At 43.8% G+C, this 24,488-nt stretch carries 21 protein-coding genes and 2 pseudogenes; 12 read left to right on the forward strand and 11 right to left on the reverse strand.

Features of this window, described 5'->3' with window-relative positions; genetic code table 11:
• Positions 1-209: 209 nt before the first annotated feature.
• From NXV01_RS20600 to pstC, 6 genes are all read right to left on the reverse strand, one after another.
• Positions 210-755 (reverse strand): nitroreductase family protein, encoded by a 546-nt coding sequence (locus NXV01_RS20600; protein WP_148367913.1) that lies wholly within the window; start codon positions 753-755, stop codon positions 210-212.
• A gap of 32 nt (positions 756-787) precedes the next feature.
• Positions 788-1,390, reverse strand: coding sequence for a riboflavin synthase (locus NXV01_RS20605; RefSeq protein WP_004303876.1), 603 nt, complete (start codon positions 1,388-1,390; stop codon positions 788-790).
• Between the two features lie 402 nt (positions 1,391-1,792).
• On the reverse strand, positions 1,793-2,482 hold the full coding sequence (gene phoU / locus NXV01_RS20610) for a phosphate signaling complex protein PhoU (RefSeq protein ID WP_004296659.1): 690 nt from the start codon (positions 2,480-2,482) through the stop codon (positions 1,793-1,795).
• 143 nt (positions 2,483-2,625) lie between these two features.
• Positions 2,626-3,384 (reverse strand): phosphate ABC transporter ATP-binding protein PstB, encoded by a 759-nt coding sequence (gene pstB / locus NXV01_RS20615; RefSeq protein ID WP_099147582.1) that lies wholly within the window; start codon positions 3,382-3,384, stop codon positions 2,626-2,628.
• A gap of 8 nt (positions 3,385-3,392) precedes the next feature.
• Positions 3,393-4,268, reverse strand: coding sequence for a phosphate ABC transporter permease PstA (gene pstA / locus NXV01_RS20620; RefSeq protein WP_259023148.1), 876 nt, complete (start codon positions 4,266-4,268; stop codon positions 3,393-3,395).
• Between the two features lies 1 nt (position 4,269).
• On the reverse strand, positions 4,270-5,466 hold the full coding sequence (gene pstC, locus NXV01_RS20625; RefSeq protein WP_234133887.1) for a phosphate ABC transporter permease subunit PstC: 1,197 nt from the start codon (positions 5,464-5,466) through the stop codon (positions 4,270-4,272).
• A gap of 177 nt (positions 5,467-5,643) precedes the next feature.
• Between pstC and NXV01_RS20630 the strand changes: the two genes are divergently transcribed.
• From NXV01_RS20630 to NXV01_RS20645, 4 genes and pseudogenes are all read left to right on the forward strand, one after another.
• Positions 5,644-6,456, forward strand: coding sequence for a PstS family phosphate ABC transporter substrate-binding protein (locus NXV01_RS20630; protein WP_099147584.1), 813 nt, complete (start codon positions 5,644-5,646; stop codon positions 6,454-6,456).
• Positions 6,457-6,504: 48 nt separating this feature from the next.
• Positions 6,505-8,244: a glutamine--tRNA ligase/YqeY domain fusion protein gene (locus tag NXV01_RS20635; RefSeq protein ID WP_074638588.1), complete on the forward strand. Its 1,740-nt coding sequence runs from the start codon at positions 6,505-6,507 to the stop codon at positions 8,242-8,244.
• 101 nt (positions 8,245-8,345) lie between these two features.
• Positions 8,346-9,796: pseudogene (locus tag NXV01_RS20640) on the forward strand (tetratricopeptide repeat protein).
• A 30-nt stretch (positions 9,797-9,826) separates the two neighbouring features.
• Entirely contained in the window at positions 9,827-10,471 is a 645-nt protein-coding gene (locus NXV01_RS20645) for a DedA family protein (RefSeq protein WP_074558997.1), read from the forward strand.
• A gap of 111 nt (positions 10,472-10,582) precedes the next feature.
• On the opposite strand, the gene NXV01_RS20650 is transcribed toward NXV01_RS20645, so the two are convergent.
• Together NXV01_RS20650 and tpx are read right to left on the reverse strand one after the other, a co-directional pair.
• Positions 10,583-11,467: a DUF3078 domain-containing protein gene (locus NXV01_RS20650; RefSeq protein WP_074558996.1), complete on the reverse strand. Its 885-nt coding sequence runs from the start codon at positions 11,465-11,467 to the stop codon at positions 10,583-10,585.
• A gap of 189 nt (positions 11,468-11,656) precedes the next feature.
• Entirely contained in the window at positions 11,657-12,157 is a 501-nt protein-coding gene (tpx, locus tag NXV01_RS20655) for a thiol peroxidase (RefSeq protein WP_074559007.1), read from the reverse strand.
• Between the two features lie 137 nt (positions 12,158-12,294).
• On the opposite strand from tpx, the gene NXV01_RS20660 reads away from it, so the two are divergent.
• From NXV01_RS20660 to NXV01_RS20675, 4 genes and pseudogenes are all read left to right on the forward strand, one after another.
• Positions 12,295-12,858, forward strand: coding sequence for an HdeD family acid-resistance protein (locus tag NXV01_RS20660; RefSeq protein ID WP_004296649.1), 564 nt, complete (start codon positions 12,295-12,297; stop codon positions 12,856-12,858).
• A gap of 83 nt (positions 12,859-12,941) precedes the next feature.
• Positions 12,942-13,421, forward strand: a complete 480-nt coding sequence (locus NXV01_RS20665; RefSeq protein WP_004296648.1) for a DUF4494 domain-containing protein — start codon at positions 12,942-12,944, stop codon at positions 13,419-13,421.
• Between the two features lie 6 nt (positions 13,422-13,427).
• Positions 13,428-14,097: pseudogene (locus NXV01_RS20670) on the forward strand (YggS family pyridoxal phosphate-dependent enzyme).
• A 26-nt stretch (positions 14,098-14,123) separates the two neighbouring features.
• A complete protein-coding gene (locus NXV01_RS20675) occupies positions 14,124-15,101 on the forward strand; it encodes a dihydroorotate dehydrogenase-like protein (RefSeq protein WP_148367897.1) in 978 nt (325 codons plus the stop codon).
• A 113-nt stretch (positions 15,102-15,214) separates the two neighbouring features.
• Here NXV01_RS20675 and NXV01_RS20680 read toward each other — a convergent pair whose 3' ends face one another.
• Positions 15,215-16,540, reverse strand: a complete 1,326-nt coding sequence (locus NXV01_RS20680) for a PhoH family protein (RefSeq protein ID WP_148367896.1) — start codon at positions 16,538-16,540, stop codon at positions 15,215-15,217.
• Between the two features lie 131 nt (positions 16,541-16,671).
• Between NXV01_RS20680 and NXV01_RS20685 the strand changes: the two genes are divergently transcribed.
• Positions 16,672-18,090 carry a folylpolyglutamate synthase/dihydrofolate synthase family protein gene (locus tag NXV01_RS20685; RefSeq protein ID WP_309569308.1) on the forward strand — a complete coding sequence of 473 codons (1,419 nt, stop codon included), beginning with the start codon at positions 16,672-16,674 and terminating at the stop codon, positions 18,088-18,090.
• Between the two features lie 38 nt (positions 18,091-18,128).
• Here the strand turns inward: NXV01_RS20685 and NXV01_RS20690 are convergent, their stop codons facing one another.
• Positions 18,129-18,503, reverse strand: a complete 375-nt coding sequence (locus NXV01_RS20690) for a RidA family protein (RefSeq protein ID WP_148367895.1) — start codon at positions 18,501-18,503, stop codon at positions 18,129-18,131.
• A 95-nt stretch (positions 18,504-18,598) separates the two neighbouring features.
• On the opposite strand from NXV01_RS20690, the gene NXV01_RS20695 reads away from it, so the two are divergent.
• Genes NXV01_RS20695 through NXV01_RS20705 form a run of 3 tightly spaced genes read left to right on the forward strand, consistent with a single transcriptional unit; the run spans position 18,599 to position 24,207 of the window.
• Positions 18,599-20,215: a formylglycine-generating enzyme family protein gene (locus NXV01_RS20695; protein ID WP_259023150.1), complete on the forward strand. Its 1,617-nt coding sequence runs from the start codon at positions 18,599-18,601 to the stop codon at positions 20,213-20,215.
• Positions 20,216-20,236: 21 nt separating this feature from the next.
• The gene (locus NXV01_RS20700) at positions 20,237-20,905 is read left to right on the forward strand and encodes a hypothetical protein (protein WP_074558988.1); all 669 of its coding nucleotides are present in this window, start codon (positions 20,237-20,239) and stop codon (positions 20,903-20,905) included.
• Positions 20,906-20,925: 20 nt separating this feature from the next.
• Complete coding sequence (locus tag NXV01_RS20705; RefSeq protein ID WP_259023151.1) at positions 20,926-24,207, forward strand: CHAT domain-containing protein; 3,282 nt, start codon at positions 20,926-20,928, stop codon at positions 24,205-24,207.
• Here NXV01_RS20705 and NXV01_RS20710 read toward each other — a convergent pair.
• On the reverse strand, positions 24,182-24,475 hold the full coding sequence (locus NXV01_RS20710) for a RyR domain-containing protein (protein ID WP_259023152.1): 294 nt from the start codon (positions 24,473-24,475) through the stop codon (positions 24,182-24,184). The two genes, NXV01_RS20705 and NXV01_RS20710, sit on opposite strands and share 26 nt — an antisense overlap.
• Positions 24,476-24,488 lie beyond the last annotated feature (13 nt).

Raw genomic sequence — 24,488 nt, forward strand, 5'->3', positions numbered from 1 at the left:
CTGCATTATTGATGCCGCCGGAAAAGCGGCATCAATAATAAGTTAATTATCAACACCTTAGAAAAGCCATTATTGGTTTTAAAGAAACAGGTCGTTCCTTTAAAAGGAAAGCATCGTTGGTTTTAAAGGAAAGGGACGTTCCTTTTAAACCAACGATGCTTTCTGTTATATGCTTATCCTAAAAGCCTAAGAATATAATTATTTTTCAATCAATAACGATTGTATGAAATCACCTTTTCTTTCGGCTTCCTCGTCTTCTTACGTTTTTCCTTTGCCGGATAGCCAATGACAATATCCAGCAATAAACGTTTCGAAGCAGGAATACCGGCAAGTTGTTTCATCTCTTTTTCATCGAACCAACCCAGAATACAAGAGCCCAATCCTTCGGCTTCAGCAGCCAGAGAAATATGAGCAGCCGCTATTCCAATGTCGATCAACGGGAAATGCTTGCCTTTAACCTTTCCACCAAGCAGGGAAGTGATATTAGCAGATTCTTCTACAACCAAAATATGCACGGGAGCATCTTTGGCAAACTTATTCATTCCCAAGCCAGCAGCAGCTTTCCCGGCTTTTTGAGCCAGTTCCTTGTCTGTGATGACCACAAACCTCCAAGGTTGTGCGTTGCAGGCCGAAGGCGCCAAACGTGCAGCTTCAAGCACCCGTTCCAACTTTTCCGGCTCCACCGGACGTTCCTTATCATACGAACGGTCACTTTGACGAGCCTGCACCAATTGAAGAAAATCAGTATATGCCATTTCCAATCCTCCGGTCACTTATTTATATTTCCTTATTTATATTGAATCATCCGGCTGATATACTTACCGATAATATCAAATTCGATATTTACCACACTGCCAATCTCAAATGTATGGAAGTTCGTATGCTCGTAAGTATAAGGAATGATAGCCACCTGGAAAGTATCATCCGTCGGATTACATACCGTCAGGCTAACGCCGTTCACAGTCACCGAACCCTTATCCACAGTGATATATCCGCGTTTCGCCATCTCCTTGTCAAACGCATACCGGAATGTAAAATACCAACTGCCTTCCGCATCCTTAATATCAATACAAGTGGCAGTCTGGTCCACATGCCCCTGAACGATATGTCCATCCAGCCGACCGTTCATCATCATGCTACGTTCAACGTTCACCTTATCCCCCACTTTCAACAAACCGAGGTTAGAACGCTCCAACGTTTCTTTCATGGCAGTCACCGTATACGTATCATCCGTCAGAGTCACCACCGTCAGGCATACACCATTGTGAGAAATACTCTGGTCAATTTTCAACTCATTCACAAACGAACACTTAAATGTAAAGTGTATATTCTCCTGGTCTTTCACCAGTGCTACCAAAGTAGCATATTCTTCTACGATTCCAGAAAACATAATTTTATTTACTATTTTACGATTTACTATTTACTATTTTGATTTACTATTTTACGATTGAAAATACTCTTTTAATGCAAGGGTCAAAGATACGAATTAGAAAGGAGCTTAAAAAATAAGAGCAAAAAAAATAGGGCTTTTCACAAAGCCCCATTTTTCAGTTTTCAATAGGTATTAGTTTTTTTTTAAGGTAAAAAGATTGTTTTCAGGATAACGGTGCAAATATAGGCGGTTTTACCGATACTATCCAAATTATAAAACATGTCATATAACATCTTTTTGAAAATTCTTTGGATTTATTATCATTTGAAGCAAAAACTCCTGTAACTTGTCCGTTACAGGAGACAAATATAAGATAATTTTTTAAGGAGCCCTAATTTCTGTTTAAAAATCGGCAGAAAATTACTTTTCCGGGTAATTTTCATCCGTTTTTCCACGATGTTTTAACACTTTGGCATCAATGAAGAAAACAATCTCCTCGGCAATGTTGGTAATATGATCTCCCGAGCGTTCCAGTTTACGGAACACACTGACTAAATCTACGCAAGTATGTACAGCTTCCGGATGTTCGATAATATAGTCTGAAAGAATCCCTGTTGCATCCGCATTGATTTCATCCAGCAAATTATCCTTGGCAAACACTCCTGCCGCCAAATCATTACTCTCTTCATTCAAGGCACGTTTCGCCAGTTCCAGCATCGACAACACCTCTGCCTGCATTTCTGCCAGGCGAAGACGAGACAACAGTTCCGCATCTAATACCGGTTCTTTGCAACGAAGTACAAAACGGGCGATCCCTTCCGCAAAGTCACCTAAACGTTCCAAGTTCGTATTGATTTTCAACATAGCCAACACAAAACGAAGATCAATCGCCACCGGATTATACAATGCGATAATATCTTCCACATCACTATCTATCTTCAATTCGAAAGCATTCACTCTGCGTTCGCGAACCATCACCTGTTGAGCCAACTCCTTGTCAAGGGTCAACACAGCCTCTCCGGCACGGTCAAGCTGGTTGTACACCAAGGTCCACATTTCATCAATTTCCTTCTTCAATAGGATGAGTTCCGATTCTATAAACTTTACCATAGTCTATTATATATAAATGATTAATATTCTGCTAATTAGATTTCAGAGATAAATTTTAAGCACGGATTACACGGATGACGCTGTTGCTTTAAACAAGCATATTTCTAAAAACCGTGAAATCCGTGTAATCCGTGCCTAATTCATTACCCGAAACGTCCCGTTATGTAATTCTGGGTAGCCTCCTTCTCCGGATTGGTGAATATCTTTTTCGTCTGATCGAATTCCACCATTTCTCCCATATAGAAAAACGCCGTCTTATCACTGACACGGGCTGCCTGCTGCATATTATGCGTAACGATTACAATCGTATAATCCTTCTTCAGTTCATGAATCAACTCCTCCACTTTCGCCGTAGAAATAGGATCGAGCGCAGAGGCAGGTTCATCCATCAGCAATACCGAAGGAGAGACAGCCATCGCACGGGCAATACAAAGACGCTGCTGCTGTCCGCCGGACAGTGCATAAGCCGATTCCTTCAACTTATCTTTCACCTCCTCCCAAAGAGCCGCTCCTTTCAACGTTTCCTCTACACGCTGGCGGATGAAAGCATTATCTTTTATTCCGTTCACACGAAGTCCGTAAGCCACATTCTCGAATATGCTTTTCGGGAAAGGATTGGGACGTTGGAACACCATTCCCACATTCTTGCGGAGTTCGTCCACTTCCACGCCTTTCGCATAGATATTATGTCCGTCGATACAGATTTCTCCCTCCAGACGGGTAGCAGGAATCAAATCATTCATCCGGTTGAAAAGCCGGAGGAAAGTAGACTTGCCGCAACCGGACGGTCCGATAAAAGCAACAACCGATTTTTCCTCAATCTGCATGCTGATGCCCTTCAATGCATGAAAGTCCCCATACCAGAAGTTCACATCACGCGTATCAATTTTCACTGTATCCATATACTAATTTAGTTCGTTTTTACTCTTTTCTCAAAATACTTTCTCAAGGCATTAGCCAGCAGATTCACCAACAGGATCATCATAATCAATACCAATGCCGTGCCATAAGCCAGCGGCAGTTGTGCCTCCATATCCGTTCCACTGGTGGAAATCACATACAAATGGTAAGGCAAGGCCATACACTGATCCAGAATGCCGGTAGGCAGTTGCGGCAGGAAGTATGCGGCACAAGTAAACAGAATCGGCGCCGTCTCTCCCGAAACACGTCCCAATGCGAGAATCAACCCTGTTATAATGTTCGGCATACCCATCGGCAGAATGACGCGTCCTATCGTCTGCAACTTCGTCGCTCCCAATGCCCGGCTACCTTCACGCATACTGTCAGGAATGGCTTTCAAGGCTTCCTCCGTTGTCCGGATAACCAAAGGTACGCAAAGCAAACCTAATGTCAAAGAGCCTGCCAGAATACTATCACCGAACCCCATATAATTGACAAACAGCGCCATACCGAACAATCCGAATACGATGGAAGGAATACCGCTCAAGTTATTGGTCATCACCCGGATAAAGCGTACCAACCTGCCTTTCGGCGCATACTCATTCATATAAATACCACTCATCACCCCTATCGGAAATGCAAACAGCGCACTTCCCACCATCAGATAGAAGGTACCTACAATAGCCGGCCAGATACCGCCACCCGTCATTCCGTCCGTAGGAGCCGAAGTGATGAAATCCCAATTGATAGTACCGATTCCCTTATAGATGATAAATCCCAGAATCGCAAACAATATCAATACAATGCAAAGACTCAACAACCGGAAAATTCCGAAAGCAAATTTCTGCGAACGGTGTTTAGCTTTATTATTACTCCGTATTTCCATCTTATTTACTACGTTTTAATCCTTTAGAAGAAATATATTCCACACTAAAGTTGATAATCAATGTAATGAAGAACAGTACGACACCCAACAGGAACAATGCCTGATAGTGCGGACCACCTGCAGGAGCCTCTCCCAGTTCGGCGGCAATCGTAGCCGGAATGGTACGCAAAGGCTCAAGAATAGTTGTCGGAATCACGGCCGCATTACCCGTCACCATCAATACCGCCATCGTCTCCCCGATAGCACGTCCGATGCCAAGTACCACACCGGATGTAATACCCGAAATAGAATAAGGAATCACTACCTTATATATAGTCTGCCATTGAGAAGCCCCCAATGCCAGGCTCGCTTCCCGCATAGCACGCGGACAGTTGCGCATCGCATCCTCCGTCACCGTTATGATGGTAGGCAATGCCATAATAGCCAGTACGATACTCCCTGCCAGGCCGCTCTCTCCTACCGGAAGATTAAACAACTTCTGAATCAACGGAACAATGACAATCAACCCGAAAAAGCCATAGACCACCGAAGGAATACCGCTCAACAGTTCGATAATCGGTTTCAGCCAGTTCCGCACTTTCGGGTTTGCCACTTCAGACATATAGATAGAAACCGAAAGCCCGAACGGCAAAGCAAAAAGAATGGCGAACAGACTCACCCACAACGTACCGGTAATCAACGGCAGAAAGCCGAATTGAGCTGCCGGAGTGGCCGTAGGAAACCATTCGGCACCCGCAAATACATCTTTCACAGAAATGGTGTTATCTTCTATGAAATGCACCGCGTCCGGATGAACAATAAACTTCTGCGGAACAAAAGCTACGATACCCGGTGTTTTCTCTACCAGTTCCGTAATCTTGTCGCCTGCATATTCATAAGCAGGTCCCAGCTCCTCTTCCGTATAATACTGCGTTATATCCTCCAAACGAAAAACCCGGATAGGGAGATCTTCCCCACCGAGCTCCTTCCAGTTTGTGATCTCCTCATCAAAAACATTTTTTATCTGTGCAGGGCTCAACACACTAACTTTGTTGCTCTTATTCAGCGCCAACACATATCCCTCTTCAATCACCTTGCTCTTGAACAGCCCGAAAGCTTCCGTGAAAAGGAAGAGTACAATCAGCAGAATAGTAATACTTGTCACGAAACCGCTACAAGTCAACATTCCTTCCACAATCCTTTCAAATACCTTTTTCATACCTACTATGATTTCTGATGCAAAGAAAGCGTCTCTTTATTAAGGAGGTGTGACTAATGTTTGAAGGAAATGTTTCAATCGTATTACATTTGTGTTACAAGCAATATTTCCATTCCGGATGAAATGGAAATGTAATATCCGATTGCTTAATTTGCAAAGTCAATAAAAAGAAGAAATATGAAAGTGAGAAGAAACTTATTAATCGCCCTTTCCTTACTCTCGCTCGGTGCCAACGCGCAACGTATAAAAGGTAGCGACACGGTACTACCTGTCGCACAACAGACAGCAGAGCGGTTTATGAACCAGCATCCGGATGCCCGTGTCACAGTAACCGGTGGCGGAACCGGTGTGGGTATCTCCGCCTTAATGGATCATACAACGGACATTGCGATGGCCTCCCGCCCGATCAAGTTCAGCGAGAAGATGAAAATTAAAGCGGCAGGAGAAGAAGTAAACGAAGTGATTGTTGCCTACGACGCCCTCGCCGTGGTGGTGCATCCCTCCAATCCGGTGAAACAGCTGACCCGCCAACAACTGGAGGATATTTTCCGGGGGAAGATAACCAACTGGAAACAGGTAGGCGGAGACAACCGCAAAATAGTGGTCTACTCGCGTGAAACATCGTCCGGCACTTACGAATTTTTCAAAGAGAGCGTATTGAAAAATAAAAACTACATGGCAAGCAGCCTTTCCATGCCGGCAACGGGTGCCATTATCCAGTCCGTCAGCCAGACCCAAGGAGCCATCGGATATGTCGGACTTGCCTACGTATCTCCTCGTGTCAAAACGCTTTCCGTATCTTATGACGGAAGCCACTACGCCACCCCTACGGTAGAGAATGCCACCAACAAGACCTACCCTATCGTCCGCCCGCTTTACTACTATTATAATGTAAAAAATAAGGAACAAGTTAGTCCCCTGATTCAGTTTATTCTTTCATCCGACGGACAAGACATTATAAAAAAGAGCGGTTATATTCCGGTTAAATAAAAAAAATGTCCTACTTTTGTAGCCTAAATACAGATAACATTAACCGTTATGACAGATATTAAAAACGAAGAAGCAGGCGAAAAGAAAAGCTTGAACTTTATTGAACAGGCAGTAGAGAAAGACTTGAAAGAAGGTAAGAATGGTGGAAAAGTGCAGACGCGTTTCCCGCCCGAGCCCAACGGCTACCTTCACATCGGCCATGCCAAAGCTATTTGCCTTGATTTCGGCATCGCAGAAAAACACGGCGGTGTATGTAACCTTCGTTTCGACGACACAAACCCTACCAAGGAAGATGTGGAATATGTAGAAGCTATCAAAGAAGATATCCAATGGTTAGGCTACCAGTGGGGAAATGAATATTATGCTTCTGACTACTTCCAGCAATTATGGGATTTCGCGATCCGCCTGATACAGGAGGGAAAAGCATATATCGACGAACAAAGTTCCGAACTGATCGCACAGCAGAAAGGCACTCCTACCCAACCGGGTGTGGAAAGCCCTTACCGGAACCGTCCTATCGAAGAGAGCCTCGAACTTTTTAAGAAAATGAATAGCGGCGAGATCGAAGAAGGCGCCATGGTGCTTCGTGCCAAGATTGACATGGCTAATCCGAATATGCACTTCCGCGATCCGATTATTTACCGTGTAGTGAAACACCCGCACCACCGTACGGGTACTACCTGGAAAGCTTATCCGATGTATGACTTCGCCCACGGACAGAGTGACTTCTTCGAAGGAGTGACTCATTCTCTGTGTACACTTGAATTTGTGGTACACCGTCCGCTTTACGACCTCTTCATCGATTGGTTGAAAGAAGGAAAAGACCTGAACGACAACCGTCCCCGTCAGACTGAATTCAACAAACTGAATCTAAGCTATACCCTGATGAGCAAACGTAACCTGCTCACACTGGTGAAAGAAGGATTGGTAAACGGATGGGACGACCCCCGTATGCCGACTATCTGCGGTTTCCGCCGTCGCGGTTATTCACCGGAGTCCATTCATAAGTTTATCGATAAAATCGGTTATACCACTTACGATGCCCTGAACGACATCGCCCTGTTGGAAAGCTCTGTCCGGGATGATTTGAACAGCCGTGCTACCCGTATATCTGCCGTTATCAACCCGGTAAAACTGATTATCACCAACTATCCGGAAGGACAGGTTGAGGAACTGGAAGCAATCAACAATCCGGAAGATCCGGAAGCAGGAAGTCACCTGATCGAGTTCAGCCGCGAGTTGTGGATGGAACGCGAAGACTTCATGGAAGATGCTCCCAAGAAATATTTCCGCATGACACCGGGACAGGAAGTACGTCTCAAAAATGCTTATATCGTGAAATGTACCGGTTGCAAGAAAGACGAAAACGGTGTAATCACAGAAGTATATTGCGAATATGACGCAAATACCCGCAGTGGTATGCCGGATGCTAACCGCAAGGTGAAAGGTACGCTCCACTGGGTAAGCTGTAACCACTGCCTGCAAGCAGAAGTACGTTTGTACGACCGCCTGTGGAAAGTGGAAAATCCACGCGACGAACTGGCTGCCATCCGCGAAGCAAAAAATTGTGAAGCACTGGAAGCCATGAAGGAAATCATTAATCCGGACTCATTGAAAATTCTGCCCAACTGCTACATAGAGAAGTTCGCAGCTACCCTGCCTCCACTCTCCTACCTGCAGTTCCAACGGATCGGTTACTTTAATATCGATAAAGAATCAACCCCGGAAAAACTAATCTTCAACCGCACAGTAGGGTTGAAAGACACATGGGGGAAGATTAATAAATAACTAAGCTTTCAAGCTTAACTTTACAATGGGGCTGTGTCAAAAGGATCATCATCAAAACTTTTGCAACAGCCCCATCTTAGCAATTAAAAATCTAAAATAAAATGGGTAGGAAAAATTCACCATCAGCAAAAAAGGAACTAGTCACACTAATCACAAACTACGAAGAAGCAAAAGCAGAAAACCGACAACTTTATCTGGATGCTGACCAATTGGCTGACATCGCTGACTGGTATGCCTCCGAACGAAAATTCAAAGAAGCACAAGAAGCAATCACTTACGGGCTTAAAATACATCCGGGAAATACAGATTTGCTTATAGAACAAGCCTATCTTTACCTGGACACCCAAAAGCTACAAAAAGCAAAGAAAGTGGCAGATTCAATTACCGAAGAATTTGACTCCGAAGTGAAACTGCTGAAAGCCGAACTATTGCTGAATGGAGGAAAACTGGAAGAAGCCCAATGGCTGTTAAGCACAATAGCGGATGCCGACGAACTGGAAACAATCATTGATGTTGTCTTTCTCTATCTGGACATGGGATATCCGGAAGCAGCCAAAGAATGGCTCGACAAAGGGAAATCCCGCTATGCCGAAGATGAAGAATATATGGCTCTCACAGCCGATTATCTGGCATCGACCCATCAGGTAGAACCGGCCATCACCTATTACAACAAACTCATTGACAAATCCCCGTTCAACCCGTCCTACTGGATGGGGCTGGTGAAATGTTACTTTGTTCAGGAACAAATAGACAAAGCCATCGAAGCCTGTGATTTTGCATTGGCAGCCGACGATCAATACGGAGAAGCTTACGCCTACAAGGCACATTGTTTCTTCTATCTGAACAATTCGGATGAAGCCATCGAGAATTACCAAAAGGCGATTGAGTTCAAATCCATTCCCCCGAACTGGGTTATATGTTTATGGGAATATCCTATGGCAATAAAGAAGAATGGCAGAAAGCCGATGACTATTACGACAAAGTAATCGCACGTTTTGAAGAAAACGGAGACAAACAGTCTATTTTATTGATAGACACTTATACCAGCAAAGCTTTCGCCCTGTCACATCTGGCAAGGTATGAAGAAGCGCATGAGTTATGCGAAAAAGCCAAAGAGATAAACCCGAATGAGGGATTGATTTATCTGACAGAGGGGAAACTATACCTCGCAGAGGAACTGGAAGACGAAGCTGCCATCTCTTTCGAAAAAGCGATAGAGACGAACCCTAACATAGAAATGTGGTATATGATTGCCTCTGCTTATTCGGAAAGTGACTATCTGTTCGAAGCGAAAGAATACTTTGAGAAAGCATACCAGATGAATCCGAAATACGAAGACGTGACGGAGAAATTGAGTGTTCTTTGCCTTATGCACGGCGAAATCGACAACTTCTTTAAATATAATAAGGAATGCGAGCATCCATTGGAAGAAGACATGATTCTGGATCTGTTGAACAGTCCCGAACATAGAGAAGAAGACGAAAGAACTCTCAAAGAAGTATGGGAACGCATGAAAAAAGAGAATAAGAAAAAACCGAAAGGAAAAAAATAAATCAATTTATAAATTCTATCCTCAAAAAACATGGAATCAGTAGCAGAACTTCTTAAATGGGTATTAGAAAACTTGAACTATTGGGTAGTCACCATTTTTATGGCTATCGAAAGCTCTTTTATTCCCTTCCCCTCGGAAGCCATAGTGCCACCTGCCGCATGGAAAGCAATGGCTGACGACAGTATGAATATCTTTCTCGTCATCCTATTTGCAACCATAGGAGCCGATATCGGTGCATTAGTAAATTATTACCTCGCCCGTTGGCTGGGTCGCCCTATCATTTATAAATTTGCTAACAGTCGTTTAGGGCACATGTGCCTTATTGATGAAGAAAAAATACATCATGCGGAAGAATATTTCAGAAAGCACGGTGCAGCTTCCACTTTCTTTGGCCGCCTCATTCCGGCTGTACGCCAACTTATCAGTATTCCTGCAGGATTAGCCGGCATGAAAATAGGTTCTTTCCTGCTTTATACAACTCTCGGCGCTGCTATATGGAACAGTATATTAGCTTTGCTCGGATACCTGATTTACCGTTTTACAGACCTCAAAACGACTAATGATGTCTATGTAATGGCAACCGAATACAGTCACGAAATTGGCTATGTCATTATAGCAGTGGTGGTAATGGTAATCGGTTTTCTGGCTTATAAAGGGCTGAAAAAGAAAAAATAAGTATTAAGTATTAAGTATTAGGTATTAACCGTAGCTGGTATTTTGCTCTAATTGTTGTTTACACAATTAATCAAACAGCCATGGTAATACTTAATACCTAATACTTGGTACTCAGAAATTAAACTGGACTCCTACTCCCAATATCTCTTTAAATTGCACACGAGCACCTTTTGTACCATCCTTTTGCACGATTTTCACATCATCGTCATACATCAGGTTAGTAGTAAGTGTGGTTGAGAACCATTTATTGATAATCATATTTATTTGTACTTCCCAGTTCACATCTATGTTCAGCGGCTTATGCAGATAATCGGAATATAGATCCAAACGTGAATATACTGTCATATTCTTTAAGAATTCATATTTAGCTTCTCCTTTCAAGTTAGCACCGAAGCTGGATAATAGATGTTTGCCCGGATCAACTCCATAAGCTCCTTCGTCAGAGAGACGGTCATTGAGTACAAATGTTCCGCGCCACGCAGCCGGAGACAATACAACGGTAAATATCTTACCCGGATCATACGTAAAGCCCAAACCGGTAGTCAAATAGGCAGGAGCCATAAATTCGGAGATAGCAATGTCTTTATTAACAGAGTAGTCATATCCCGGAGAAAACTGTGTCTGGAAAGTGGCGAACGCACTGGCATACCAGTTTTTGGCAATAGAATAGCCATAATTCGTATTCAAATAGATTTTATCATTCGCTTTCCGGGTTCCGTCATCACCAGTCTTATTTAATCCATAAGCCAGTTCAATACGGTTATTCCACAGATGTTTTCCTTTCTTATAGTTAATCTGATAAGTGCCCTGCAAGTCAAAGGCAACAGAGTTATCACCTCCGGCAGCCCAATTAGTGAGGCTCACTTGCGTTAGTTTCAGTCCGGCAAATCCTTCTTTTGTCCAGGGAGAAGTTTGTGTACTATCGGCAGTTTGGGCCGATAAAGTTCCAGCGCCCATACATAACAGGGCGATGAATAGAGTTTTCATTTTGTTCATGATAGTTGAGGTTTAGTGTAGAAAAAACACAACCTAACAAGAACGGAGCTATGGCAGTTTACCAAGCCTTTTTACCAGTTCCCATTAGGTCAAAAAGTTTAAATAAGTATTAGGTGTTAAGTATTAAGTATTAGTCGTAGCCGCTGATTTGCCGCGGTTAATACTTAATACTTTATACTTAATACTTTATTATTGTATCGCAGCTAAGGCTTTGTCATAATCAGGCTCCTGAGTGATTTCAGGAACAAGTTCCGTATATGCAATCTTGCCATCTTTGCCAATCACAACTACGGCACGAGCCAAAAGTCCTGCTAACGGTCCATCTGCCATACGCACTCCGTAACTTTCGTCGAAATCAGAGAAACGGAAATCAGACAATGGAATTACATTTTCAATACCTTCTGTCGTACAGAAACGGCCGTGTGCAAAAGGAAGATCCTTAGAAATAGCCAATACTACCGTATCTTTCAGTCCGGCAGCCATCTTATTAAACTTACGTACAGAAGTTGCACATACGCTGGTATCCAGACTGGGGAAAATATTTAAAATCACATTTTTACCATTTAAATCTTTCAGAGAGAAAGAAGATAAATCTGTTTTTACCAGCTCGAAGTCAGGAGCTACCTTACCTACTTGTATAAATTCACCGATCAGTTTCACCGGTTGTCCTTTGAAATTTGTTGTTGCCATAATGCATGTATATTTAAAATTTACTTTATATAGGAAACAACTATTCCCCCAAATATGTTCACGGAAAACCTTTTCTAAATTCAATTTGTTATTCACCAACGAAATCACTTTAGTGTTCAATTTAAAATATAAAATGTATGGAAACTGTATTCAATGAGATTCAACATTCAGTAAAAAATTGGTGGACTTCTCTTCTTTTGGGAATCGTGTATATCATTGTAGCCCTTTGGCTCATGTTCTCACCCGTAAGCACCTATGTAGCTCTAAGCATCATTTTCAGTGTATCGATGCTGATAAGCGGTATTCTGGAAATCATCTTCGCCCTTAGCAACCGGAAAGGCGTCCCGAGCTGGGGATGGTATATCGTAGGAGGACTGATCGACCTCGTTCTAGGTATTTACCTGATTGCCTATCCGATGGTCAGTATGGAAGTTATTCCTTTCATTATCGCCTTCTGGCTTATGTTCCGCGGCTTCTCCTCCACCGGCTATTCCATCGACCTGAAACGTTACGGAACCCGCGACTGGGGCTGGTACATGGCTTTCGGTATTCTTGCCATCCTGTGCTCTCTTTTAATATTATGGCAACCCGCCATAGGAGCGCTCTACGCAGTGTATATGATTTCTTTTGCTTTCCTCATCATCGGACTTTTCCGTGTCATGCTTTCATTTGAACTAAAGAATCTACATAAAAGAAAATAAAAAGCTTTCGGCACTTACTTTGGGATTTTGTTTATCTTTGTAGGCAATTTACATCAATCAATTAATTAAAAAGGAAGAAAATTATGGCAATGCATACATGGTTTGAGTGCAAGATCCGTTATGAAAAAGTAATGGAAAACGGAATGCAGAAGAAAGTAACTGAACCTTATCTTGTTGACGCACTCAGTTTTACAGAAGCAGAAGCACGGATTATTGAAGAAATGACTCCGTTTATCTCCGGAGAATTTACCGTTTCGGATATTAAACGTGCCAACTATAGCGAACTTTTCCCCAGCGACGAAGAAAGTGCCGACCGCTGGTTCAAATGCAAACTTATTTTCATCACTCTGGATGAAAAAAGCGGTGCTGAAAAAAAGACTTCCACTCAAGTATTGGTACAAGCTGCCGACTTGCGTGACGCAGTCAAGAAGCTGGATGAAGGGATGAAAGGAACCATGGCTGATTATCAGATCGGTATGGTATCCGAAACTCCGCTCATGGATGTATATCCTTACAGCGCCGAACCGAATGACAAACCGGAGTTTGATCCGTCAAAAGCATAAGTAACAATGAGTATTGCTGACAATTTAAAGCAAGTGCTGGCCGAACTCCCGCAAGGAGTCCGGCTGGTTGCTGTCTCAAAATTCCATCCCAATGAAGCGATAGAAGAAGCATATCAGGCGGGACAGCGTATTTTTGGAGAAAGCAAAGTGCAGGAAATGACAGCTAAATACGAAAGTTTGCCCAAAAGACATTGAATGGCATTTCATCGGACACCTGCAGACGAACAAAATCAAATACATGATACCATACGTAGCGATGATTCATGGAATTGATAGTTATAAACTGCTGGTCGAAGTCAACAAACAAGCTGTCAAAGCGGGACGTACAGTGAACTGCCTGTTGCAGATTCACGTTGCGCAGGAAGAAACCAAATTTGGTTTCAGTCCCGAAGAATGCAAGGAGATGTTGAATGCCGGAGAATGGAAAGAGCTGACTCATGTACGCATCTGCGGATTAATGGGGATGGCCAGCAACACCGATTGTATTGAACAAATCAATCGAGAATTTTGTTTACTAAATGGGCTCTTTAACGAGATAAAAACAACTTGGTTCATCCACTCCGATACTTTCTGTGAGCTATCAATGGGAATGTCACATGACTACCACGAAGCCATTGCCGCAGGAAGTACGCTGGTACGAGTAGGAAGCAAGATTTTCGGAGAACGAATTTACTGATTAAGTGTTAAAAAAAACATATTGCTATGACCGATTTAAAAACTACTTTCGCAGGGCTTTCCCTTAGAAACCCTATCATCATTAGTAGCTCGGGGCTGACCAACAGTGCCGGCAAAAACAAAAAATTGGCAGAAGATGGTGCCGGTGCAATTGTTCTGAAATCACTGTTTGAGGAACAAATCATGCTGGAAGCAGACCAACTGAAAGATCCGGCTTTCTATCCGGAAGCCAGTGACTATCTGGAAGAATACATCCGTGAACACAAGCTATCCGAATACCTGACTTTAATAAAAGAAAGCAAGAAGGTATGCCCCATTCCTATCATTGCCAGCATCAACTGCTACACTGATTCCGAATGGATTGACTTTGCAAAGATGATTGAAGAGGCCGGTGCCGATGCATTGGAAATCAATATCCTTGCCCTGCAATCGGAAGTGCAATATACATACGGTTCATTCGAACAACGCCACATTGATATTCTCCGCCACATCAAACAAACAGTCAAGATACCTGTAATCATGAAACTGGGTGATAACCTGACGAATCCTGTGGCATTAATCGATCAGTTGTATGCCAACGGTGCAGCAGCAGTTGTTCTCTTCAACCGTTTCTATCAACCGGACATCAACATCGAAAAGATGGAGCATATTTCAGGAGAAGTATTCAGCAATGCTTCCGACCTTGCCACTCCGCTCCGTTGGATCGGAATTGCGTCTGCAGTAGTAGACAAAATCGACTATGCAGCTTCCGGTGGTGTTGCCAACGCAGAATCAGTAGTGAAAGCTATCCTTGCCGGTGCTTCAGCCGTAGAAGTTTGCAGTGCAGTCTATCTGAATACAAATGCATTCATCGGAGAAGCCAACCGCTTCCTCTCTGCATGGATGGAACGCAAAGGATTCAAAAATATAGCTCAATTCAAAGGCAAACTGAATATTAAGGATGTTCAGGGTGTTAATACATTCGAACGTACACAGTTCCTGAAATATTTCGGAAAGAAAGAATAATAAAGAAAAGCAAGAAGTAAAAATCAGGCACGGATTACACGGATTACGCGGTTTAAGATAATTGGAGAAACCGTGAAATCCGTGTAATCCGTGCCAAATTTATTTTTTCATCATTACAGCAAGTTACTTGCCAACTCACTCAATTCACTTCGTTCACCTTTCAGCAAATTGACGTGTGCAAAGATATTCTGGTCTTTCATACGATCAATCATGTATACCAGACCATTGGACTGACTATCCAGATAAGGTTGGTCAATCTGTTGGATATCTCCCGTAAATACCATCTTCGTACCTTCACCTGCACGGGTGATGATTGTCTTTATTTCATTCGGAGTCAGATTCTGCGCTTCGTCGATGATGCAATACATTTCGCTCAAACTACGACCACGGATAAATGCCAGAGCTTCAATCACCAGCTGCTCGCTTTTCTGCATATCTTCTATGCGCTTCACTTCGGTAGAGTTTGCAGCAAACTGACGTTTTATCACGTTCAGGTTATCAAATAACGGCTGCATATAAGGAGCCACTTTCTCCTGCGCGTCTCCCGGAAGGAAACCGATATCCTTATTGGAAAGCGCCACAACAGGACGTGCCAGCAAAATCTGTTTGTAATCCGTCAGTTTGCCCAAAGCAGCAGCCAAAGCCAGCAATGTCTTCCCCGTTCCTGCTTTTCCAGTCAGAGCCACCAGTTTGATTTCCGGGTCATTCAGAATCTCAAAAGCAAAACTCTGTTCCGCATTCCGTGGTTCGATTCCATAATTTTTGCCTTTCATCACACGGATAATAGAATGGGTAAAAGGATTGTAGCGTGCAAGCACACTATTCCGGTCACTCTTCAATATAAAACATTCATTGGGGTGAATCAAATCCTTAAAGTCGAATTCACTCAAGTCAATGCCCTCCTTTGAAGAATAAATACGGTCGATCAATGCCGGATCTACATTTTCAAAGATCTCATTGGACTTCTCGAACACATCTACGTTATACACCTTATCCGTAATATAATCCTCGCAAAGCAAACCGATGGAACGAGCTTTCATACGCAGATTCACATCTTTGGTCACCAAAATAGTCATCATTTCCGGATCCTCTTCGGTCAGGTATTCGGTTGCCGCCAAAATCAAATGGTCGGGTTTCTTTATAGGAAACGATTCCCACACTTTGGTAGCCGGTACATTGCTCGTCACCACAAACAGACGTCCCAATCCTTCGCCAAGCTTCACTCCGTCGGAGAAAAGCTCGTCGCTTGTCAGCACATCCAATTCGCGCACGAACTCACGAGCATTGAAATTTATCTGCTCGTTTCCTTTTTTGAACTTATCCAGTTCTTCGAGTACAACAAGAGGGAGGTAAATATCATTTTCCTGAAAATTCTTCAAGCAATTGTAGTCGTGAAGAATAACATTCGTGTCTAGCACAAAATTTTTCTTAGTTCCCATGATTTCTTAGATTTAAATGTTGATATTTGCAATCTCATTCGCCAATCCCCCATTTATAGTCAGATTGACGGTTCTAAAGATAAACAAATTAGCGGGCAATAAAGATTGCCCGACGTTAAATATTATAAAACATGGACTATCAGAACACTTTAAAGTACTTATATGAGAGTGCGCCAATGTTTCAACAAATAGGAAGCAAAGCATATAAGCCGGGTTTAGAGACCACACATCAATTGGACGAACATTTCGGGCATCCTCATCAACAATTCAAAACGATACATATCGCCGGAACCAATGGAAAAGGTTCCTGCTCGCATACTATCGCAGCCGTATTACAATGCGCCGGTTACCGGGTAGGGCTATTCACCTCCCCCCATTTAATCGACTTCCGCGAACGTATCCGTATCAACGGTGAGATGATACCGGAAGAGTATGTAGTCAATTTCGTAGAAGAGCATCGCTCCTTCTTCGAGCCGCTGCACCCTTCATTCTTCGAACTGACCACCGCTATGGCATTCCGTTATTTTGCTGACCAGAAAGTAGATGTAGCAGTTATCGAAGTAGGCATGGGCGGAAGATTGGACTGTACGAATATCATCCATCCGGATTTGTGCGTTATCACCAACATAGGCCTCGACCACACCCAATATCTAGGTGACACGCTGACGAAGATTGCCAAAGAGAAAGCCGGAATTATCAAAGAAGGAGTTCCGGTCATTATCGGCAGAGCCCAAGGGGCGGTGAAACGTGTATTTACCATGAAAGCCAAAGAAAAGAATGCGCCCATCGAATATGCCCGTGAAAATACCCGGTACTGGGACATGGAAATAGTTCCTTATTCGAAGTTGCAAGAAATAAGACCGGTGATGGACAACGCAATTCAGAGCATGCGCGAAATGATCGAAGCAATGGACGAACAGTCAGAAGAAGAGGCAAATCAGATGCGGCAAGCATTACTCATGTTAGACCTGCCAGACAGTCTACGTGCGCTAGACCAGATACTCGACAAAAGAAAAGATGCTATCAAAATCCACAATGAGATGTTTCCTTTAGGACTTTTCACCGAGTTGAGCGGAGCTTACCAATTCGAAAATATGTTCACCATCCTAAAAGCCCTTGCGACACTGAACCGTCTGAACTACAACATCAGATCCCAGGACTATCGCGAAGGTCTTGCAAACGTATGTCAGCTCACCGGTCTGATGGGGCGTTGGCAGAAAGTGCACAGCTATCCGGATATTATCTGTGACACGGGACATAATGTGGATGGAATCGAATATATCCATGTACAGCTCAATGTCATTCACAAAACCTTCGATCAGGAGATCCATTTTGTATTCGGCATGGTCAATGACAAAGACATCCGGGGGGTTCTGCGAGCATTGCCGAAATATGCCACCTATTATTTTACCAAAGCAAGCGTCAAACGCGCACTTCCGGAAAATGAACTACTGGCATTGGCAGAAGAAGCCGGATTGAAAGGTACCACCTACCCCACTGTTGTAGAAGCTGTACAGGCGGCAAAAAGAACTGCCCCCCCAAAGATCTGATCTTTGTAGGAGGCAGCAGTTTCATTGTCGCAGATTTGTTAGCGAACCGCGATACACTCAATCTCTACTAACGCATCCTTTGGCAGAGCTTTTACGGCAACCGCCGAACGTGCCGGAAAAGCTCCGTCAAAATACGTGGCATACACACCGTTCATCCCTGCAAACAGGGACATATCCTGAAGAAATACAGTAGTTTTGACAATGTTTCCCATTGTCAATCCTGCTTCTTCAAGAATGTGTTTGACATTCTCCAACGACTGGCGCGCTTGTCCTTCTATGCCTTCCGCCATCTGTCCCGTAGCGGCATCGATAGGCAACTGACCGGACACAAATACCATACCATTGGCTTCTATCGCCTGACTATAAGGGCCGATAGCCCCCGGAGCTTTCTCACTGCAAATTACTTTTTTCATATATATTTCTTTTTTCTGTTTACTGAACTTCAAAGATAAAAATAAATTTCGATTAAGATTGACAAATCTGTTTCTTTTTATTATCTTAGCAGCTGATGAGCAAGCATAATTACGACATATTCATTAGTTACCGTAAGAAATGTTCGGGCGACAAGCCTGAAATGCTACAACTGATGCTGGAAGAATCCGGATTCCGCAAAAGGGTGAGCTTTGACAAAGACAATTTAAACGGTCGGTTTGATGTTGAGTTGATTCGCCGCATTGATGAGTGTAAAGACTTCATTATGTTCATGGTGCCGGAGACGTTTACAACGATCCGCCCGCTCAATGAAGAAGCGGTTGAGGCAGGCGAAAAAGCAACATGGGACATGGAAGAAGTGGCTTTCTACGAACGGATGGCGTCCTTGACCAATGAAGAGTTTGAAACAGAAATTAAACAGATCAGCCGTACCGGAGAGATCGATTTTGTCCGGATAGAATTAGGCCGTGCGTTACGTCGCCAAAGTAGAACCCCCAAACAGATAAATATCATTCCGATTGCTCCGCAGGAAAGTGAAAGCTATGATTTCGCTACCCTGCAACTCCCCCCGGACATTAGTGGATTGAAAGACTTTCAAGCTGTATTTTACAGCAACTCACGGGTAGCCCGATTCAAAGATATAAAAGGTGACCTCCTGAAGCAAATGTTGTCAAAGCCTTCTTATGTATCTGCCAAATGGCTTATGATGACTTTCATTGCCCTATTATTAATAGTAGCAGGAAGCAAAACTTATACTTCCATCCAAAGAACGGCAGAACAAAAACTGGAATTCAAGGAGTGTCGCACTTATGACGATTACAGTAGTTTCATAAAGAAACACCCGGACAGTTCTTTGAAATCGACGTGCGACTCTATCCTGCATGAATTCAACGCGCTCCGGAATGACGGACGCACCTCCGTGAACAACACCGGAAACAGGGATATAAAAGACAGAGAGAAAGAATGGGTAGACGTAAAATGGAATCCTACGATCACACTGCCCCAGCTCCGCTCCCTGGTGGACATGATGAACAATATGCTGCTGATTCCGGCCAAAAAAAAAGAATTCATCATGGGAAAAGCTACAGGAAAAGGGTATGACTCACCACAGCACACCGTTGTATTGAGTTCCGATTATTATATGTGTAAATACGAAGTAACACGCTCGCTGTGGTATGCCGTTATGAATGACTCCATTGTTACGGAAAAAGGCATGCTGCCTATGACACATATAACGTGGAATGATGCCGAAGCCTTCACCAAGGAGCTGAACAAGCTCACCGGTTTACCTTTTTCCCTCCCTACGGAGGCGCAATGGGAATATGCAGCCACCGGAGGCGAAAGTTATCCTTATGCCGGTTCAGACAACATTCGTGATGTAGCTTACTACGCCTCCAATGCCAATGAACGCTTGCATCCCGTTGGTGAGAAACACGAAAACGGGTTCGACTTATACGACATGTCAGGCAACGCCGCCGAATGGTGTACGAACTGGATGAACCGGTACGAAAATACACGGGTCACAGATCCCCAAGGTCCGGCAGAAAATCCCGGACACCATAAAAAGATTGTGAGAGGAGGCAGCTACCTGGCCAACGAACGTGATATGGACATTCGCCATCGCAGCGTACAGACTTACGATACATCAGAACCACATATCGGATTTCGTGTGGTACTTAATCCTATTCAATAACACAATGAATGCAGAATAAAAATGAGCATGAAAACTATTTTCAGAGTATTCATCCTCCTGTTTTTTTCCATCGGAGGGCAAATAAGTGTCAATGCACAGACAACGACACCCTTTGAAATGGTGTTCGACGCCTGTAAGAAAGCATGTGAAGCATTGGACGGCGGCTTTGCCAGTGGTGAGCAACTGCTGGCAGTAAGCAAAACGCTGCGTGATGCAGCCCCTATCCCATTAACCGTCAAACAAACTCAGGGCGATGTCTTGAGCCTGAAAGGACATCTGGTCTTTGATTACGAATTTATTCAAGCCTGCGTTGATAATGAAACAATCTATGAAATCGCGGACAAGTATGCAGCAGAAGCGAGGATGAGAGGTGATAAGGATTCCGCCAACAAAGTAAGATTAGATACCAAAATGGTGGCTGCCGGCCAGACCTGTACTTTCGAGATTCCGAGCTGTTCGGGAACCTCGCAGATAGGCTGTGTGGCAGAGGTGAACCGTTCTTTCAGTTGGAAAATAAAGACAATCGGTTATCAATCGAAAAGTGAACGGGAATACAAATGTAATGACAGCGTCCGGAAAGGGCTTCCTTTCCGAAAAGAAAAGGTTAGCTCGGACGAGCGGTATAAAATCATCGTCTCGATCACCAATAGAAGCAAGAGAGACGGGAGCTTTGCCTTGATCTTATTTTAATCTACTAAAATCTCTATTATATGCGACAATTCATTCTATCTCTATTAGCCTGTCTGTGTCTGACAGCCTATTCACAGACTGCAAGCCAAGCCGACCTACTGGTTGAAGAAGCTCAAAAACTAGAAAGTAAACAAGATTACACAACCGCCATTACCCAACTGAAACAAGCGGACGAATTATATGTCAAAACGGGAAAGACACAGAGTGCGGAACGTGCTACCTGCCTGCACATTTTAGGCCGCTGTTATCTGAATCTGGAGCGTCCCGAAGGACTAACCTATACACAAATGGCAGCAGATATGCGCAAGACCATACTGGGTGAAACAGATATCAAATATATTTCCTCCCTGAACAACACAGGACTCTACTACCTGACTGTTGCAAAAGACTATCATAAAGCAACAGAAATTCACAGCAAGACATGGAAACTGTGCAGTCGCATTCAGCCTCGTCCCGAACAGGCATCCATGTTTCATCTCAATCTCGCCCGCTGCTACATAGCTTTAGGAGAAATGGATAAAGCAAGTGCCATCGTAGAAGAAGAAATAGCCATCAGTAAAAAGAGGTATGGCGAAAAGTCCCTTTCAGTAGCCCGTCAACTCCAGCAGATAGGTTCGTTGTACTACCTGTCGGAACGTAAAGACGTAGGGGTAACTTATTATGAACAGGCCTTCAACATCTTTCCTGACGATTCAAAAGAATACGAGCAACTTCTCAATTGGATATCGTCCATCTATCTGGAATTGAACAATCAGCCGAAAGTATTGGAATATATGAAATTGGCAGAAGCTCACAATAAAAAAGAACTGGAAAAGCCTTGCGACGAGCCCGGTTGCCTGACCGAGCGCGCCCAGTATTTTGCCAGTATAGGTGACAACGACAAGGCAAGGGCACATTTTCTGGATGCTTTAAAGAAATGCGATGTGAATACCCATAAGGAGATCGTTTTTAAGGTACGCCACTACTATGCGCAATTTCTCTCCGGAATACAAGATCACGCATCCGCCGGCGAATACTACGAACTGGCAGCAGACATCCTTCGCAACAATCCTGCCGAACAGGCTAAATTTGCATTGGAATCTTATCTGGGCGGACTCAATTATAGCATTGCTGCCAAGTATGAGGCCTCCAATCGTATGCTCAACCAGGCACTGTCGGTTTATGCACAGATGTTGCCGGACAGACTGGACAAATATGTAGACACCTCCATTGCATTATGCCGTAATTATGGATTTACCAAGGAGTATGGAAAAGCCCTCGAAATACTTGCAAAAGCCGAAAAACAGCTTCCGACGGGTGATAAGTCAGACAAGATGGGGGAAATTCTCCGTTCCAGAGGAAGTATCTTATACCGACAGAAACAATATGCAGAATCGGCAGCAAACTACCAACAGGCTGCAGACATTTACAAAGTTCTTCCCGGTAGTGATGTAAAATATCAGGATGCACTTAGCAGTCTGAATCGTTGCCACACCATGATGGGCAATGAGACAGCCGCCAGACAGACAGAACAGGATGCGGAACGTCAGCGAATGGCGGTTTTAAACAGGCTATTAAAAGAGAGTCTTGAACAACTGGATGCTTATCGCCTGCAATGGGGAGAAGACGGGTTGATGTATGTCTCCGCATTAGGGACTATCGCCGATATCTATTATACCCAAGGACAGACCGACAAGGCATTAGCCTATATGGAACCTTTCCTCTCCGGCGAAACAACCGCACTGCGTAATCTTTTCCGTCTCTCGAAAGCCGATGAACGCCTGGCATTCTGGAAGGATATCCGTTCCTCACTGGACAGTATTCCCCTCCGTGCAGCCAATATCGCCGCAACAGGTACGCCTGAACAAAAACAACGTTTTGCCCGGTTAGGTTACGATGCATTATTGTTTTCGAAAGGTATTATGCTTAATTCGTCTATTGAACTGGAGTCTCTGATCCGCGCTTCGGGAGATAAGTCTCTGCTCGACCAATACAACAAGGCTGCCCTTATGGCGGAACAAATTTTATCCATGCAAAGTGAACTCCCGAATGCAACCAATCAGACGGAAGCACAGAAAAATATCATCCGCCAGAAAGAGGAGTATGAACAGTTGCAACTGAACCTGATGCGAAAGTCTACTGATTTCGGCGACTATACCCGTTATCTTTCCGTCAAATGGCAAGACGTACAAAAGCATCTGCATGGAAACTCCATCGCCATAGAATTTGCTCTCATAGACGATGAATTACTAGCTCCGGACAAACATCTGGTCGCTTTCGTACTTCGTCCGGGCGACGCGTCTCCCACCGCAATCAAGTTAATGAGTCAGAAATTGCTATTGAAAGAGATGCAATCGCCTACGGCTTTCACCGCAACCGAAAACGGGGCACATTTCTGGAAAGCGCTGGATGAATATATCAGCAAAGCGGATACCATTTATTTTTCACCTGACGGGATACTTCACCAGTTGCCTGTAGAATATCTTCCGTATGGAGCGGGTAACCTGCCGTTAGCATTCCGGAAAGCCGTCTATCGTTTATCGTCAACAAAAGAAATCGCACTCGACAGAGCTTCGCTAAACTACTCATCAGCCACACTTTTCGGAGGATTGGACTACGAAATGGCTTCAACCAAAGTCCGCAATATTGTTTCTACAGATCATAACTCCGGGAAATTCCGTAACGGACAGAATGGGTATCATGAGTTACCATATACGCTCAATGAAGTAAATAACGTAAATTCCCTGTTGAAAAAAAAGAAGATTAAAACCAATCTATTCGTAGGTGAAAACGGAACGGAAAAGCAGTTCCGGGCACTCGACGGCAAAGCTGTTTCGTTAATTCACATAGCTACTCACGGAGACTATAAAGAATTGAAGCGACGTGAAGCCGATGATGCGATGAAGCATTGCTTCCTGATTATGTCCGGCGCCAATGCCACGGAAGAGAATAACGACGGACTGCTCCGTGCAGATGAAATCAGTGCACTAAACCTCCGCGGTTGTCGTATGGTTGTTCTTTCTGCCTGCAACACCGGTCAAGGTACTCTTGGTGCGGATGGTCTTTTCGGTCTTCAACGAGGCTTCAAGAATGCAGGAGTACAAACCATCCTCATGACACTTTCAGCTGTTGACGACCAGGCCTCCATGCTTCTCATGACTAAATTCTATGAGAACATCATTTCAGGGTTATCCGAACGACAGGCTCTTATCAAAGCACAACAGTACCTTCGTGAGAACGGATATGCAGACAGTAAATATTGGGCACCATTTATCTTGTTGGATGCAGGCAGAGCGCCTATTCCTCATCCTTCGAGATCTTGAACCCTAGTTTCATAATCAGTTTCAAGGTTTCCACCGAAGAATTTCTGTCGTACACCTTTTCTTCTTCAGGTAATTCTTCATACGGAACCAGGCACGGATGCTGCTTCAACACATCATCCCGCTTTTTTCCATACGTCCAACCTTGTTCTATTCTGGTTTTCGACCAGACTTCATGAACATTCTTAGCCATCTTTTCTACCAGGTATTCCAACTCCTTCGGGAGTTGGATATGTCCTGTATCCACCGGATTGGGAATATACTCTTTCATTTTATGATTCATT

It is taken from the genome of Bacteroides sp. BFG-606 (genome assembly GCF_024788145.1).
GTDB lineage: Bacteria > Bacteroidota > Bacteroidia > Bacteroidales > Bacteroidaceae > Bacteroides > Bacteroides vicugnae.

What these genes read in the sequence shown, in the direction of transcription:
- NXV01_RS20600 (WP_148367913.1), bottom strand. Translation starts at nt 755, where the DNA reads ATGGCATATACTGATTTTCTTCAATTGGTGCAGGCTCGTCAAAGTGAC.
- NXV01_RS20605 (WP_004303876.1), bottom strand. Translation starts at nt 1,390, where the DNA reads ATGTTTTCTGGAATCGTAGAAGAATATGCTACTTTGGTAGCACTGGTG.
- phoU (WP_004296659.1), bottom strand. Translation starts at nt 2,482, where the DNA reads ATGGTAAAGTTTATAGAATCGGAACTCATCCTATTGAAGAAGGAAATT.
- pstB (WP_099147582.1), bottom strand. Translation starts at nt 3,384, where the DNA reads ATGGATACAGTGAAAATTGATACGCGTGATGTGAACTTCTGGTATGGG.
- pstA (WP_259023148.1), bottom strand. Translation starts at nt 4,268, where the DNA reads ATGGAAATACGGAGTAATAATAAAGCTAAACACCGTTCGCAGAAATTT.
- pstC (WP_234133887.1), bottom strand. Translation starts at nt 5,466, where the DNA reads ATGAAAAAGGTATTTGAAAGGATTGTGGAAGGAATGTTGACTTGTAGC.
- NXV01_RS20630 (WP_099147584.1), top strand. Translation starts at nt 5,644, where the DNA reads ATGAAAGTGAGAAGAAACTTATTAATCGCCCTTTCCTTACTCTCGCTC.
- NXV01_RS20635 (WP_074638588.1), top strand. Translation starts at nt 6,505, where the DNA reads ATGACAGATATTAAAAACGAAGAAGCAGGCGAAAAGAAAAGCTTGAAC.
- NXV01_RS20645 (WP_074558997.1), top strand. Translation starts at nt 9,827, where the DNA reads ATGGAATCAGTAGCAGAACTTCTTAAATGGGTATTAGAAAACTTGAAC.
- NXV01_RS20650 (WP_074558996.1), bottom strand. Translation starts at nt 11,467, where the DNA reads ATGAACAAAATGAAAACTCTATTCATCGCCCTGTTATGTATGGGCGCT.
- tpx (WP_074559007.1), bottom strand. Translation starts at nt 12,157, where the DNA reads ATGGCAACAACAAATTTCAAAGGACAACCGGTGAAACTGATCGGTGAA.
- NXV01_RS20660 (WP_004296649.1), top strand. Translation starts at nt 12,295, where the DNA reads ATGGAAACTGTATTCAATGAGATTCAACATTCAGTAAAAAATTGGTGG.
- NXV01_RS20665 (WP_004296648.1), top strand. Translation starts at nt 12,942, where the DNA reads ATGGCAATGCATACATGGTTTGAGTGCAAGATCCGTTATGAAAAAGTA.
- NXV01_RS20675 (WP_148367897.1), top strand. Translation starts at nt 14,124, where the DNA reads ATGACCGATTTAAAAACTACTTTCGCAGGGCTTTCCCTTAGAAACCCT.
- NXV01_RS20680 (WP_148367896.1), bottom strand. Translation starts at nt 16,540, where the DNA reads ATGGGAACTAAGAAAAATTTTGTGCTAGACACGAATGTTATTCTTCAC.
- NXV01_RS20685 (WP_309569308.1), top strand. Translation starts at nt 16,672, where the DNA reads ATGGACTATCAGAACACTTTAAAGTACTTATATGAGAGTGCGCCAATG.
- NXV01_RS20690 (WP_148367895.1), bottom strand. Translation starts at nt 18,503, where the DNA reads ATGAAAAAAGTAATTTGCAGTGAGAAAGCTCCGGGGGCTATCGGCCCT.
- NXV01_RS20695 (WP_259023150.1), top strand. Translation starts at nt 18,599, where the DNA reads ATGAGCAAGCATAATTACGACATATTCATTAGTTACCGTAAGAAATGT.
- NXV01_RS20700 (WP_074558988.1), top strand. Translation starts at nt 20,237, where the DNA reads ATGAGCATGAAAACTATTTTCAGAGTATTCATCCTCCTGTTTTTTTCC.
- NXV01_RS20705 (WP_259023151.1), top strand. Translation starts at nt 20,926, where the DNA reads ATGCGACAATTCATTCTATCTCTATTAGCCTGTCTGTGTCTGACAGCC.
- NXV01_RS20710 (WP_259023152.1), bottom strand. Translation starts at nt 24,475, where the DNA reads ATGAAAGAGTATATTCCCAATCCGGTGGATACAGGACATATCCAACTC.